The sequence below is a fragment of the Pseudomonas sp. NPDC008258 genome (genome assembly GCF_042956345.1).
In the GTDB taxonomy this organism is placed as follows: Bacteria; Pseudomonadota; Gammaproteobacteria; order Pseudomonadales; family Pseudomonadaceae; genus Aquipseudomonas.
The window spans coordinates 33,909-48,213 of sequence record NZ_JBIBGE010000007.1 but is presented as its reverse complement, the minus strand read 5'-3'; the positions used below and the strand labels follow the sequence as shown (position 1 = coordinate 48,213).

Below are 14,305 nucleotides of genomic sequence, written 5' to 3'. Positions count from 1 at the left end.
GTACCTGTGGGAGCTGGCTTGCCGGCGATAGGGCCGGTACAGGCCAAAAAAAACCCGGCCCCCTGTACGAGGGCCGGGTTCTTTATAAGTGAAGCAGGCGGATCAGACCAGCTTTTCCAGCTCCGGAACCGCTTCGAACAGGTCGGCAACCAGGCCGTAGTCGGCTACCTGGAAGATCGGCGCTTCTTCGTCCTTGTTGATCGCAACGATCACCTTGGAGTCTTTCATGCCGGCCAGGTGCTGGATCGCGCCGGAGATACCGACGGCGATGTACAGCTGTGGCGCAACGATCTTGCCGGTCTGACCGACCTGCATGTCGTTCGGTACGAAGCCTGCGTCGACCGCGGCGCGCGATGCACCGACGGCAGCGCCGAGCTTGTCGGCCAGGCTGTACAGGTGCTTGAAGTTGTCACCGTTGCCCATGCCGCGGCCGCCGGAAACGACGATCTTGGCAGCGGTCAGCTCTGGGCGGTCGGACTTGGCCAGCTCTTCACCAACGAAGGCCGAGATGCCAGCGTTGTGCGCAGCACCAACAGCTTCAACAGCAGCCGAGCCACCTTCAGCGGCGACCGGGTCGAAGCCGGTGGTACGCACGGTGATCACCTTGACCGAAGCGCTCGACTGCACGGTGGCAATGGCGTTACCGGCGTAGATCGGGCGCTTGAAGGTATCGGCAGACTCAACCGAGATGATCTCGGAGATCTGGTCCACATCCAGCAGGGCGGCAACGCGCGGCAGGATGTTCTTGCCGTTGGTGGTGGCCGGGGCCAGCACGTGGCTGTAGCTGCTCGCCAGCTCTTTGATCAGCGGCGCGACGTTCTCTGGCAGCACATGGGCGTAGGCAGCGTTATCGGCAACCAGCACCTTGGCAACACCAGCGATCTTGGCAGCGGATTCAGCAACACCACCGACGTTCTGGCCAGCGACCAGCACATGCACATCACCACCGATCTTGGCGGCAGCAGCAACAGTGTTCAGGGTAGCCGGGGCTACGGCACCGTTCTCGTATTCAGCGACAACCAGGATAGTCATTTAGATTACCTTCGCTTCGTTCTTCAGCTTCTCGACCAGTTCGGCCACCGATTTGACCTTGATGCCAGCGCTGCGGGCAGCCGGGGCTTCAACCTTCAGGGTCTTGTTGGTGGAGGCGAGGGAAACGCCCAGCGCGTCCGGAGTAACGGTCTCCAGCGGCTTCTTCTTGGCCTTCATGATGTTCGGCAGCGACGCGTAGCGCGGCTCGTTCAGGCGCAGGTCGGTGGTGACGATGGCTGGCAGGTTCAGCGAAACGGTCTGCAGGCCGCCATCGATCTCACGGGTCACATTCAGCTTGTCGCCAGCGACTTCTACCTTGGAGGCGAAGGTGCCTTGCGCGTAGCCGGTCAGCGCGGCCAGCATCTGGCCGGTCTGGTTGTTGTCGCTGTCGATGGCCTGCTTGCCGAGGATGACCAGCTGTGGCTGCTCCTTGTCGACAACGGCTTTCAGCGCCTTGGCCACGGCCAGGGAGTTCAGTTCGTCAGCGGCTTCTACCAGGATGGCGCGGTCGGCACCCAGGGCCAGGGCAGTACGCAGTTGCTCCTGGGCAGTGGCCGGGCCAACGGAAACGACGACGATCTCGGTCGCAACGCCCTTTTCCTTCAGGCGGACAGCCTCTTCCACGGCGATTTCGCAGAAGGGGTTCATGGACATCTTGACGTTAGCAAGGTCGACGCCGGAGTTGTCCGCCTTGACGCGAACCTTGACGTTGTAGTCGACCACTCGTTTGACAGCTACAAGAACCTTCATGGATTCCTCGTTACTCTCCGGTGAATAGATAGTCGCCTGGGGCTGAGCCCGGCGATGCGCGTGGGTACAAGGGCACCTCTAAAAACGTACCGGGAGCCAGTATCTTCACTGTGACCGAACAGTCTTGTCCGGACTCTTGCGACAAATACTCACGGGTCATTTTCTGTCGTGGCGTGTAAACTCCACTACAAGCCGGCCAAAGGCCGCAAAACCCTGCTCCACACCTGGTCTTTAGAGGTGTACCTGCGCCCGGCTGCAAGCCTACGGCGAACGTAAAACCGCTCGTATCTTGACCGTAACACCCCATCCGGTCAATACGGCAAATCGGTCACCCTCCAGCCGCGTTCCTGTGATTTTACTGGCCTGCGGCAAATTCAAACAAACGTTTGTATTGGACCCGCCAAGTGGTGTAGATATAATGCGCGGCCAAGACAAAACGGTGTAGTCCGTCATTTGCGCAGCTACAGTTTCGCTCCCGTGATGAGCCACTGTGCGCAAGCACCCATAAGACAAAGCAACAGCACGAGCCTTGATGAGTAGGAGAGAACCAGTGGAACGCGAATACATGGAATTCGACGTGGTCATCGTCGGCGCCGGCCCGGCGGGCCTGTCCGCCGCCTGCCGCCTGAAGCAGAAGGCCGCCGAAGCCGGTAGCGAAATCAGCGTCTGCGTGGTGGAAAAAGGCTCTGAAGTCGGCGCCCACATCCTCTCCGGCGCGGTGTTCGAGCCCCGCGCCCTGAACGAGCTGTTCCCTGACTGGAAGGAACTCGGCGCGCCGCTGAACACTGAAGTGAAGCGCGACGACATCTACGTGCTCAAGGATGCCGGCAGTGCCACCAAGGTGCCTGACCTGTTCGTGCCCAAGACCATGCACAACCATGGCAACTACATCATCTCGCTGGGCAACCTGTGCCGCTGGCTGGCCCAGCAGGCCGAGAACCTGGGCGTGGAAGTCTACCCGGGCTTCGCCGCCCAGGAAGCGCTGTTCGATGAAAACGGCGTGGTGCGCGGCATTGTCACCGGTGACATGGGTGTAGACCGTGAAGGCAACCCGAAAGACGGCATGTACACCCCGGGCATGGAGCTGCGTGGCAAGTACACCCTGTTCGCCGAAGGCTGCCGTGGCCATATCGGCAAGCAACTGATCAAGCGCTTCAACCTGGACAACGAGTCTGATGTGCAGCACTACGGCATCGGCCTGAAGGAAATCTGGGAAATCGACCCGGCCAAGCACGAGCAAGGCCTGGTGGTGCACACCGCCGGCTGGCCGCTGGACGTAGTGGCCAAGGACAACACCGGTGGTTCGTTCCTCTATCACCTGGAAAACAACCAGGTCGTGGTCGGCCTGATCGTCGACCTGTCCTATGCCAACCCGTACCTGTCGCCGTTCGATGAATTCCAGCGCCTGAAACACCACCCGGTGATGAGCCAGTACCTTGAAGGCGGCAAGCGCATCAGCTACGGCGCCCGGGCCATCTGCAAAGGCGGCCTGAACTCGCTGCCGAAGATGGTCTTCAACGGCGGCGCGCTGATCGGCTGCGACCTGGGCACCCTGAACTTCTCCAAGATCAAGGGCAGCCACACCGCGATGAAGTCGGGCATGCTCGCGGCCGAAGCCGTGGCCGACGCGCTGATCGCCGGCAGCGAAGGCGGCGACCAGCTGAACGGCTACGTCAGCGCCTTCAAGGCCAGCTGGCTGTACGAAGAACTGTTCGCCAGCCGCAACTTCGGCCCGGCCCTGCACAAATTCGGCCCGCTGCTCGGTGGCGCGTTCAACTATGTCGACCAGAACTGGTTCGGCGGCAAGCTGCCGTTCACCCTGCACGACACCAAGCCGGACTATGCCTGCCTCAAGCTCGCGGCAGACTCGAAAAAGATCGACTACCCGAAACCGGACGGCAAGCTCAGCTTCGACAAGCTCAGCTCGGTATTCCTCTCCAGCACCAACCACGAAGAGGAACAACCCTGCCACCTGAAGCTGACCGACCCGAACGTGCCGATCGCCAGTAACCTGCCGCTGTACGACGAACCGGCCCAGCGCTACTGCCCGGCCGGCGTGTACGAAGTGGTTACCCAGGAGGACGGCAACAAGCGCTTCCAGATCAACGCGCAGAACTGCGTGCACTGCAAGACCTGCGACATCAAGGACCCAGCCCAGAACATCACCTGGGTTACGCCTGAAGGCGCTGGCGGGCCGAACTACCCGAACATGTAACGCCCCAGCTCTTGCTGCAACAAAAAGCCCCCGGTCCTGCCGAACCGGGGGCTTTTTGTTGGCCTGTGCAGGAGCGACCGCGCCATTCGGCAACCGAAATCGCATCAGGCCGTACGCACTTCCTCGAAAAGCTCTGGATGGCGATCCAGCAGTTTGAACAGTTTTACCAGCGCCACCGGCGGCGTGGTCTTGCCGTTTTCATAACGGGAGAATGCATTGACACCACCACCGAAAATTTCCCCAGCCTCTCGCTGATCAAGGTCGAACTTCCTGCGCATGGCAGCAATGAAACCTGGATCGACAACGGCCGCATTGACCTTGCGCTCAAACGCCGTCATCAGATCATTCATACGCTGTGCCTCGTCCATGCTCAGTACCACCTCACCGCACGCCAGGCAGTGGTCACCCGAGATATCCGGGATAACGGTCGACTCACCTTTGTAGCGATAAGGCATATCCCGAGACTGCGCGACCAACTCCGCGCCCCCACACAAAGGACATTTCATTTCAAAGCTCCTTGAAAGATACGATGAGCAAATCGTCGACCACTGTCAGCTTGAGGTAGACACTGCCAACGGCGGTTTGCGCCCGATACACATCCTGCCAGACACGGTGATCGTGGTAGCTCGTCATGCTTTTGTGGAAGTCGCCTGGCGATAGCCTGCGGACAACATCCAACATGTCATAGGGCCCTAGCCCAAGTGACCGCGCGCCCAGGGCCGCTGCCTGGGTAGTACGGACCTTGCCTTGGCTCAACAGCGTTTGCAGCCGATCCAGCGGGCAGTGAGGCGTTCTCTTTTCCATGAGAAATTAACCTTCCAGGTTAAATTTGGCTAATAGGTTATTTCAATAACCCCCACCCGGAAGTCTGCCTCAGCCTGCAAAGGCCTCTATCCAGTCATTTGTCACTGCACATGATCGGCATCGGCTCCGCCGCAAACGCCAACGGCTCACGGCGCCCGAAATACAAGGCCGTCAGCAACCCCACGGTGCCCATGACCAGACAAAAGCCGACACACACCCACGGGCTCCACGGCATCAGTGCAATCAGTGCCAGCGGTGTGGTGCTGGCCCACAGTGCGTAGGCCACGTTGTAGGTGAAGGAAATGCCCGACACGCGGATTTCAGCCGGGAACAGGCCGACCATCACCGACGGCACCACCCCCACCACGCCGCAGCTCAGCCCTGCCAGCGCATAGGCCAGCCAGGTCATGCCCCACTGCCCTACCAGGCTGGCGTACAGCGCGCCAATACCCAGCGGCAGCAGCAGGCTGTAGAACATCAGCGCACGCCAGGCGCCCACGCGGTCGACCAGCAGCCCCGCCAGTACACAACCAATGTTGAGGAAGACAATGCCCACGCTGCTCAGGGCGAAGGTGTGCCCGGCTGTCATGCCGAAGCGTTGTTGCATCACCGTCGGGGTAATCACCACCAGCACCACCACGGCGGAGGTCAGTACACAGGTCAGCAGCGCCGCCGGGACCAATGCCCGGCGGTGTTCACCCAGCACCCGCCGCAGCGGGAACGTCACCGGCTGCTCCTGACGCGCGCGCAGGGCGAGGAACACCGGCGTTTCGCTGAGCCAGCGGCGCAGCCACACGCCGATCACACCAAACACCCCGCCCAGCAGGAACGGGTAGCGCCAGGCGTAGTCGAGGATTTCCTGTGGGGTATACGCCTGCGCCAACAAGGTTGCGGTCAGCGCGCCCAGCAGGTAGCCAAAGGTCAGCCCGGCCTGCAGGAAGCCCAGGGCGTAACCCCGCCGCCCGGCGGGCGCATGCTCGGCGACGAAGGTCCAGGCACTCGGCACCTCGCCCCCCACTGCCGCCCCCTGGAGAATACGCAGCGCCAGCAGGATCAGCGGTGCGGCGTAGCCAATGTCGGCATAGGTCGGCATCACCCCGATCAGCAGGCATGGCAGGGCCATCATCAGGATGCTCAGGCTGAACACCCGCTTGCGCCCCAGGTGGTCGGCAAAGTGCGCCATCAGGATGCCGCCCAGTGGCCGCGCCAGGTAGCCGGTGACGAAGATGCCGAAGCTTTGCAGCAAGCGCAGCCACTCGGGCATCTCGGGCGGGAAGAACAGCTGGCTGAGGGTCAGCGCAAAGAACACGAAAATGATGAAGTCGTAGATTTCCAGCGCGCCGCCCAGCGCGGCCAGGCCCAAGGTCCGGTGATCGCTACGGCTGAACCGTGGCGGGCGAGCGGTATCGATGGCAGTCATGGCAGGGTCCGCAAATCGGCAAAGGGCAAGAGGATAACAAATAGCGGCCCCCTTGCCCCTAATGCCACTCAGTCAGCACCATGGGGCTGCTTTGCAGCCCATCGCCGGCAAGCCAGCTCCCACAGGGTGAGTGCAAACCTCTGGGCTTGCGTGGTCCCTGTGGGAGCTGGCTTGCCGGCGATGGGCCGCAACGCGGCCCCAGACTGCTAGGCTGTTACGGCGCTAGCGGTTGAACACCGTGTGCGCGAAGTTGGCCCGTGGCCGGGGCCGGGCCGTCACTGCCGGCATGGCGCCCGGCAGCGGCAGCTTGCCGACCAGCAGCGGCGCGTCGATGATCGCCATGAACGACTCCAGCGCCTCGTTATCGGGCACCTGCGGCAAGCTCAGGCTGACCGCCTGGCGTTCAGTTTGCGGTACTGAAGGCACTTTCAACTGCGCGGAGTGGTAAAGCAGGGCGTGCTGGATCTGCGTGCTGACACGGCAGAAGCGCGCCAGGTCGACCCCGGCATGGCTGGCCAGTTCGATATTGCCCAGCAGCAGGTGGAAAGGCTGCAAGGCGCAATGCACCAGGCGCTGCAACTCCTCGAAGCTGTCTACGGGGGCTATGCGGTAATAGCCCAGCCCATTGAGCAGCCGCTCCAGCTGCAGGCGCTGGCAGGGGTGTGAGTCGGCGATGAGGATGCGCAGGGTCTTGTTAGCCATGGTCGGACCTGGGCAGTTGGGTAATGGGTAAGCTCCATGACCATACTGCGCCGGTGACGGCTACTGCCTACGTTCGGCAGGGGTCTACTTTGATAGAAGTCGGGAAAACCGCATAAATCAAGTGATTGACTGACGGAATTTTCATTTGCCTTTGACCCGCCCTTCAGGACTCCCACTCGCGCATGCGCACCCGGCAGTGCTTCATGGCGTTGACGATGTGCTTCTCCACCACGCTACGGGAAATGCCCAGGTGTTCGGCAATCTGCGGGTGCGAGAGGCCGTCGAGCTTGCGCAGCAGGAAGCAGTCACGGCACACCTTGCTCAGCTCATCCAGCGCACGCTGCATCAGCGCCAGGCGCTGGTCCAGCTGCAAATCATGGGACGGCGCCGCCGTGTGCCAGCGCTCGTCGCTATCCAGCACTTCCAATGGCTCGGCCTGGCGCACCTGGTGCCGCCTGTGGCGGTCGACCACCAGGTTGAGCGCGGTACGGTAAAGGAACGCGCGCGGGTGCTCGATGCGCTCGGCGTCGGTGCGCTCCAGCACCCGCAGGTAAGCATCATGCGCCACGTCTTCGGCGGCTTGGCGACTGCCCAGGCGCGCGGAGAGGAAACCCACCAGTTCGCGATAGTAATGTTCCACGACGTTACCTGAGATGTCCTGCCAGCCTTTGCCAGAAGCCCTGTTCAGGCAGCAACGCAGGACCAAGTGATATCAGCGTGCAATCTTACAAACTATAATGATTCTCAGCAACACGCCAACACCCCGCCTGCCTGGGCTAAATCCACTGGTGGGGCTTTCGTCTATCTGTGACCTCGGTGCGCGCGCCGTCACCTGGCAGCGCGTGGCCCTCACTCTGGCTGGAAGTCTGCATGCGACCTTTAACCAACACCCGCCGCCGCGTCGTGCTCGCGGGCCTGGGCCTGCTCGGCGCGGGCTGCCTGCTGGCCTGGAAGGCCCTGCCCTACGGTGCACAGCCACTGAGCACGGTGGCCGTCACACGCGCCGACATCGAAAGCAGCGTTACCGCCCTGGGCACCCTGCAACCCCGGCGCTACGTGGATGTTGGCGCGCAGGCCTCCGGCCAGATCCACAAGCTGCACGTCGAAGTCGGCGATACGGTACGCAAAGGCCAGTTGCTGGTAGAGATCGACCCTTCGACCCAGCAAGCCCGGCTGGATGCCGGGCGCTACTCGATCGACAACCTCAAGGCCCAACTGGCCGAACAGCGGGCCCAAGGCCTGCTGGCCCAGCAGCAGCTCAAGCGCCAGCGCGACCTGGCCGCTGCCGGCGCCACCCGTGAAGAAGACGTGCAAACGGCAGCAGCGCAGTTGAAAGTGACCCAGGCGCGCATCGACATGTTCCAGGCGCAGATCCGCCAGGCCCAGGCCAGCCTGCGCAGCGACGAGGCCGAGCTGGGCTACACGCGCATCTACGCGCCCATGGACGGCACGGTGGTGGCCGTGGATGCCCGCGAAGGGCAAACCCTCAACGCCCAGCAGCAAACCCCGTTGATCCTGCGCATCGCCAAGCTCTCGCCCATGACCGTCTGGGCCCAGGTCTCCGAGGCTGACATCGGCAAGGTCAAGCCGGGCATGACCGCCTACTTCACCACCCTGGCCGGCGGCAAGCGCCGCTGGACCAGCACCGTGCGGCAAGTGCTGCCGATTCCGCCCAAGCCGCTGGAGCAGGCCAGCCAGGGCGGTGGTAGCCCAGCCAGCGTCAGCAACGGCAGCGCCGGCAGCCAGGTGGTGCAATACAGCGTACTGCTGGATGTCGACAACCCGGACGGTGCGCTGATGGCCGAGATGACCACACAAGTATTCTTCGTGGCAGGCAAGGCCAACCAGGTGTTGACCGTGCCGCTGGCAGCGCTGGACGACGGCGAAGGCCTGCGCCTGGCGCATGTGCTGACCGTTGACGGCAAGGTAGAACAGCGCCAGGTACGCACCGGCCTCAGCGACCGCCTGCGGGTGCAGGTACTGGACGGCCTCACCGAAGGCGAGCGCCTGGTCATCGGTGCCCCCACGCTGAGCGGAGGCTGAATGAGCGCCCCCCTGATCGAACTGGTCGACATCCGCAAATCCTACGGCGGCCTCGACACCCCCAAGGTCGACATCCTCCACGGCATCAGCCTGAGCATCCACCCTGGCGAATTCGTCGCCATCGTCGGTGCCTCAGGCTCTGGCAAGTCAACCCTGATGAACATCCTCGGCTGCCTCGACCGCCCCACCTCCGGCAGCTATCGCTTCGCCGGCAAGGACGTGGCCACGCTGGACAGCGACGAACTGGCCTGGCTGCGCCGCGAGGCGTTCGGCTTCGTGTTCCAGGGCTACCACCTGATCCCCTCGGGCTCGGCACAGGAAAACGTCGAGATGCCGGCCATCTATGCCGGCATCGACGCCAGCGAACGCCACGCCCGCGCCAGCGCCCTGCTCGGCCGCCTGGGCCTGGCCAGCCGCACCGGCAACCGCCCGCACCAGCTGTCCGGCGGCCAGCAGCAACGGGTGTCGATTGCCCGCGCCCTGATGAACGGCGGCCATATCATCCTCGCCGACGAACCTACGGGTGCCCTCGACAGCCACAGCGGCACCGAGGTCATGGCGCTGCTCGACGAACTGGCCAGCCAAGGCCATGTGATCATCCTGATCACCCACGACCGCGATGTGGCGGCGCGGGCGCAGCGGGTAATCGAAATTCGTGATGGCCTGATCATCAGCGACTCGGCCGCCGACCAACCTGCGACCCAGAGTGGCCAAGGGCTGCAAGCCGACCAGTTGCGTCAACGCCTGGACCGCGGCGCGACCTTGCGCGGGGCATGGAAAGGTGAACTGATCGAAGCCTTGCAAGCCGCCTGGCGGGTAATGTGGGTCAACCGCTTCCGCACCGCCCTGACCCTGCTGGGCATTGTCATCGGTGTGGCCTCGGTGGTGGTGATGCTGGCAGTGGGCGAAGGCAGCAAGCGCCAGGTCATGGCGCAGATGGCCGCCTTCGGCTCCAACATCCTCTACCTCAACGGCAAGCCGGCAAGCCTGGGCGAACAGGCCGGCACCATCACGCTGGATGACGTTGCCGCCATCGGCCAGTTGCCGCAAGTCAAACATGTGATGCCGGTAATCGGCGAGAAGATGATGGTGCGCCACGGCAACAGCAGCCAGCAGTTCTACGTGGGCGGCAATAACACCTGGTTCCCCGAGATCTTCAACTGGCCGGCGGTAGAAGGCAGCTTTTTCACCGATGCCGACGAGGCCAATGCCGCGGCAGTGGCCGTGATCGGCCAGAAGGTGCGGGAAAAGATGCTCGACCCCGGGCGCGACCCGCTGGGGCAGTACATCCTGATCGGCAACGTGCCGTTCCAGGTAGTCGGCATCCTGGCCGGCAAGGGTGCCAGCTCTGGCGACCAGGACAGCGACGGGCGCATTGCGGTGCCCTACTCCGCCGCCGCCATCCGCCTGTTCGGCCAGCGCGACCCGGACTACATCACCGTCGCTGCGCAGGACTCCACCCGGGTCAACGAAGCCGAAGCCGCCATCGACCGCCTGCTGCGCCAGCGCCACAACGGCCGCCAGGACTTTGAGCTGACCAACGACGCGGCACTGATCCAGGCCGAAGCGCGCACGCAGAACAGCCTGTCGCTGATGCTGGGGGCCATTGCCGCGATCTCGCTGCTGGTAGGCGGTATCGGCGTGATGAACATCATGCTGATGACCGTGCGCGAGCGCACCCGGGAAATCGGTATCCGCATGGCCACCGGCGCGCGCCAGCGCGACATCCTGCGGCAGTTCCTCAGCGAGGCGGTGATGCTGTCGATGGTCGGCGGCCTGGCCGGTATCGTGCTGGCCCTGGCCATCGGCGGCGGCCTGATGCTGGCTGAAGTGGCGGTGGCCTTTGCCCTGCCTGCCATGCTCGGCGCCTTCGCCTGCGCCGTCGTCACCGGCATCGTGTTCGGCTTCATGCCTGCGCGAAAAGCCGCCCGCCTCGACCCGGTCAAAGCCCTTACCAGCGAATAACCCATGACACTGCCTAGCCGTATCTGCCTGTTGTCCTTGTGTGTAAGCCTTGCCGCCTGCAGCACGCCACCCACACCCACCAGCGGCATCGTCGCCCCGGCTACCTGGCAAGGCGCAGCCCCAGCGGCAACCCCGCCATCAGCGCAGTGGTGGCAGGCGTTTGCCAGCCATGAACTGGACCGTCTGGTGCAGCATGCCATGCACAACGCCCACGACCTGGCCGCCGCCACGGCGCGGGTACGCCAGGCCCAGGCCCGAGCGGTCATTGCCGGCGCGCCCTTGCTGCCAGAACTGCAACTGGGCCTGAATGGCAGCCGCCAGCGCCTGCTGCACGGCGACGGCAACGACCAGCTCGACGTCAGCCGCAACGAACCCACCAGCACCTCGTTCGACGCGCAGCTAAGCGCCAGTTACGAGATCGACTTCTGGGGCGGCCTGCGCGCCACCCGCGACAACGCCTTGCGCAGCCTGGATGCCAGCCGCTTCGACCGCCAGACCGTAGAGCTGACCCTCGTCAGTGCGGTAGCCGACAGCTACCTGCAAGGCCTGGCCCTGGAAGAACAGCTGCGTATCGCCCGCCTGAACCTGCGCAATGCCCAGGACGTGCTGGGCCTGGTCGAGGCGCGCCAACGCAACGGCTCGGCCACACGCCTGGAACTGGCCCAACAGCGCAGCCTGGTGGCCACCCAGCAACGCCAGTTGCCGTTGCTGGAACAGAAGTGGCAGGACAGCCGGGTCACCCTGGCGACCCTGCTGGGTGACCCGGTGCAGTCACTGCCCGCCAGCCAGGAGGCGATCAATACCTTGCAGTGGCCCGCGATTGGCAGCGGCGTACCGAGCGAACTGCTCGCCCGCCGCCCGGATATTGCCGCCGCAGAAGCCCGGCTGGCCGCCGCCAGCGCCAACGTGCAGGTTGCCCGCGCCGCCATGCTGCCCAAGCTGACCCTGGGGGCCAGCCTGGGCGCAGGTGCAAACACGTTTGCCCACGTGTTCGACAGTTCTTACTACACCCTTACCAGCGGGCTGGTTGCGCCGATCTTCAACAACGGCCGGCTACGCGCCGCACGTGAACTGGCCGAAGCCGAGCAGGCGGAATTGCTGGAAACCTACCGCAGCAGCATCCTGGCCGGCTTTGCCGATGTCGAGAAAGCGCTGAATGCGATCCAGGGTGTAGACCGCCAGCGACAGTGGCAGGATGAAGAAGTGCAGCAGGCACGGCTGGCGTTTGACCTGGCCCAGCAGCGCTATGGCGCGGGGGCCGAGACCTTGCTGAGCGTGCTGGAAACCCAGCGCACCTTGTATGTGGCACAGGACCAACAGGCGCAGCTGCGCCTGGCCCGGCTGCAGGGTAGTGTGGCGTTGTACAAGGCATTGGGTGGGGGGTGGCAGCTCGAGCAGTAGGGTCACCAGTCCTGGCCCTATCGCCGGCAAGCCAGCTCCCACAGGTACAGTACAAGCCTTGAGGCCGAGGCTCTACCTGTGGAAGATTACCCTGCCCATTGGCTGCGCTGTCGCGCAGAAGACTGATGCCTGGCCCACCACGTACCCTGTGGGAGCGGGCGTGCCCGCGAAGAGTCCAGCGCGGTGCATGGCACCGGCTGCGCCGGTGTTCGCGGGCTTGCCCGCTCCCACAGGGTCCCTGCTAAATCAGTAAGTGATGTGCTGTTCTATGAGCTGGCTTGCCGGCGATAGGGCCAGGACAGGCAACGATTACCTGCGCACTTTAAGGTTGCGCGCGTACCACGGCCGCTGCGGCACCTTGGGCTGCAACTTGTCGAACAGGTCTTCATCGCTGTAGATGATGCGCAATGCCAGCTTCATGGTCTCCGGGTCCATCTCTACGCTGCGCCCGGGCCGCAACCCCGGCACAGTCGAGCAACCGTGGGTGTCCGGCCCCAGCCACGGGTCTGCCACCTCGACCCAGCGCCCAGGCGCAAACCACTGCACGCCATTGACCTCCAGGCGCCGCACCTCGCCCGGGTGCAGCCGCTCATGGGCACGGAACCAGTCTTCGATGCGGTCATCGATCCAGCCATGAAAGTGCCAGAACACCGGGTTCACATGGGAAGAAAACGGGTCGCCGAGGAAATCGTTATCCGCTGCGAACCAGCGCTCGGCAAAGTCGTCCGGCGTGCGTGCCGTTGGCACCGGCATGCCGTTGGACGGGTCGCGTGGCACCGATGCCCAACGCATGTGCAGCCAGTCATGCAGGCCCAGCTCAACCTCCGAGCCGAACTGGCCCAAGGTCAGGGTGCTCAGGTACTCCGGGTCGCTGTAGCGTGATTCCCAGACCTGGAAGTTGCCATGGAAGGTATCTGGCGTCTTGATGTCGCGCACCCACTGGGTGTAGTCCGCGTCACCGCTGGCCAGCCAGGTAGGCGGCAGGGCATTGCCGTCATGGTTGTCGAAGTAGCGGGCAAAACCCGCACGGTCACGCTCCAGCTCCGGCTGCGGCAACGGGAACCGCGGCCATGAAGGCAAGTCCTGCAGGGCGCGGGCACTGCCAAGCATGTGCCGGTGCATGAAGAAGAAGTCCTCGCCCGAGCCGTTGCGGTCCTTGTGCCGGCCACGGGCATCGCGCTCGCGGTCTCGCGGCCCCGGCTGCCAACCCAGGCCACGCAGGGCGCCCTGCTTGTCCTTGTCCAGCTTGTGCCACTTGTCACGCGACGAATGCCACAGCTGGTGGAACAGGCGATGCTCGGGAGCGATCAGCCAGGCCAGCAGTTGCGGGTTCAGCGGGGTACGCTCGCGCGCCTCGGGGAACGTGCGCTTCAACGCCAGGAAGTGGTTGTCCTCGATGGGCAGCGTCAAGGCACGGTCCATGCGCGCAATACGCCCGTTGAGGGTGGCCGGCCCGGCATTGCCGAAGCGGCCCCAGACCTCATCCAGCACGATATGGCACTCGTAACGCGCCTGGGCCGAAAACAGGCGCCAGCGCAACGTGCCGGGCTTGTCCGCCAGCAGGTCGCCCACCACACGGTAGCGTGGCTCCTCGTCTGCGCGCAGGCGCTCGGGGGTATCCAGGTAGCCGCGCAGGGCTCGTCCGCTGGCGGCAACGTCGAGAAACAGTTCCAGCTCGCCTGCCGGCAGGCCTTCCAGCCCCGCATCCTTGCCCTGCAGAGTCCAGCGCCAGATGCCGCGCAAGGTGTCACCCAACTGCTGCAACCGGGTATCGGCCAGCTCGACCACGGCCTCGCCCGGCGTTTCGGGAAATGCCTCGGCCTCGCGCTGGCGCTGCACATACAGCGCACCCAGCGCGCCAGGTACCACCACACCCGTCAATGCCACACCGGCGATGAAACCGCGTCGGGAAATCGTCATTGCATACCTGTGCATTCATTGCGGCCATGGAGCACGGCCCGTCCAAGGCTAGA

General features: G+C 64.0%; 12 protein-coding genes. 4 read left to right on the top strand and 8 right to left on the bottom strand.

Annotated elements, in window-relative coordinates:
• Nucleotides 1-102: 102 nt before the first annotated feature.
• Entirely contained in the window at nucleotides 103-1,032 is a 930-nt protein-coding gene (locus ACFY9W_RS07490; protein ID WP_391127873.1) for an FAD-binding protein, read from the bottom strand.
• Nucleotides 1,033-1,782: an electron transfer flavoprotein subunit beta/FixA family protein gene (locus ACFY9W_RS07485; RefSeq protein WP_391127870.1), complete on the bottom strand. Its 750-nt coding sequence runs from the start codon at nucleotides 1,780-1,782 to the stop codon at nucleotides 1,033-1,035. It abuts the gene before it with no gap.
• Between the two features lie 532 nt (nucleotides 1,783-2,314).
• On the opposite strand from ACFY9W_RS07485, the gene ACFY9W_RS07480 reads away from it, so the two are divergent.
• Nucleotides 2,315-3,997, top strand: coding sequence for a 4Fe-4S dicluster domain-containing protein (locus ACFY9W_RS07480; protein ID WP_391127867.1), 1,683 nt, complete (start codon nucleotides 2,315-2,317; stop codon nucleotides 3,995-3,997).
• Nucleotides 3,998-4,101: 104 nt separating this feature from the next.
• On the opposite strand, the gene ACFY9W_RS07475 is transcribed toward ACFY9W_RS07480, so the two are convergent.
• From ACFY9W_RS07475 to ACFY9W_RS07455, 5 genes are all read right to left on the bottom strand, one after another.
• Nucleotides 4,102-4,503 carry a type II TA system antitoxin MqsA family protein gene (locus ACFY9W_RS07475; protein WP_391127864.1) on the bottom strand — a complete coding sequence of 134 codons (402 nt, stop codon included), beginning with the start codon at nucleotides 4,501-4,503 and terminating at the stop codon, nucleotides 4,102-4,104.
• Nucleotide 4,504: 1 nt separating this feature from the next.
• Complete coding sequence (locus ACFY9W_RS07470; RefSeq protein WP_391127861.1) at nucleotides 4,505-4,801, bottom strand: type II toxin-antitoxin system MqsR family toxin; 297 nt, start codon at nucleotides 4,799-4,801, stop codon at nucleotides 4,505-4,507.
• Nucleotides 4,802-4,895: 94 nt separating this feature from the next.
• Complete coding sequence (locus tag ACFY9W_RS07465; RefSeq protein ID WP_391127858.1) at nucleotides 4,896-6,221, bottom strand: MFS transporter; 1,326 nt, start codon at nucleotides 6,219-6,221, stop codon at nucleotides 4,896-4,898.
• A 222-nt stretch (nucleotides 6,222-6,443) separates the two neighbouring features.
• Nucleotides 6,444-6,923, bottom strand: a complete 480-nt coding sequence (locus ACFY9W_RS07460) for a histidine kinase (protein WP_391127855.1) — start codon at nucleotides 6,921-6,923, stop codon at nucleotides 6,444-6,446.
• A gap of 163 nt (nucleotides 6,924-7,086) precedes the next feature.
• Complete coding sequence (locus ACFY9W_RS07455) at nucleotides 7,087-7,578, bottom strand: sigma-70 family RNA polymerase sigma factor (RefSeq protein WP_391128241.1); 492 nt, start codon at nucleotides 7,576-7,578, stop codon at nucleotides 7,087-7,089.
• A 215-nt stretch (nucleotides 7,579-7,793) separates the two neighbouring features.
• On the opposite strand from ACFY9W_RS07455, the gene ACFY9W_RS07450 reads away from it, so the two are divergent.
• From ACFY9W_RS07450 to ACFY9W_RS07440, 3 genes are read left to right on the top strand one after another with little or no spacing between them, the layout of a single operon-like run.
• Nucleotides 7,794-8,966: an efflux RND transporter periplasmic adaptor subunit gene (locus ACFY9W_RS07450; protein WP_391127852.1), complete on the top strand. Its 1,173-nt coding sequence runs from the start codon at nucleotides 7,794-7,796 to the stop codon at nucleotides 8,964-8,966.
• Complete coding sequence (locus tag ACFY9W_RS07445) at nucleotides 8,967-10,931, top strand: MacB family efflux pump subunit (protein ID WP_391127849.1); 1,965 nt, start codon at nucleotides 8,967-8,969, stop codon at nucleotides 10,929-10,931.
• A 3-nt stretch (nucleotides 10,932-10,934) separates the two neighbouring features.
• On the top strand, nucleotides 10,935-12,332 hold the full coding sequence (locus ACFY9W_RS07440) for an efflux transporter outer membrane subunit (protein ID WP_391127846.1): 1,398 nt from the start codon (nucleotides 10,935-10,937) through the stop codon (nucleotides 12,330-12,332).
• Nucleotides 12,333-12,641: 309 nt separating this feature from the next.
• On the opposite strand, the gene ACFY9W_RS07435 is transcribed toward ACFY9W_RS07440, so the two are convergent.
• A complete protein-coding gene (locus ACFY9W_RS07435) occupies nucleotides 12,642-14,252 on the bottom strand; it encodes a PvdJ/PvdD/PvdP-like protein (protein ID WP_391127844.1) in 1,611 nt (536 codons plus the stop codon).
• Nucleotides 14,253-14,305 lie beyond the last annotated feature (53 nt).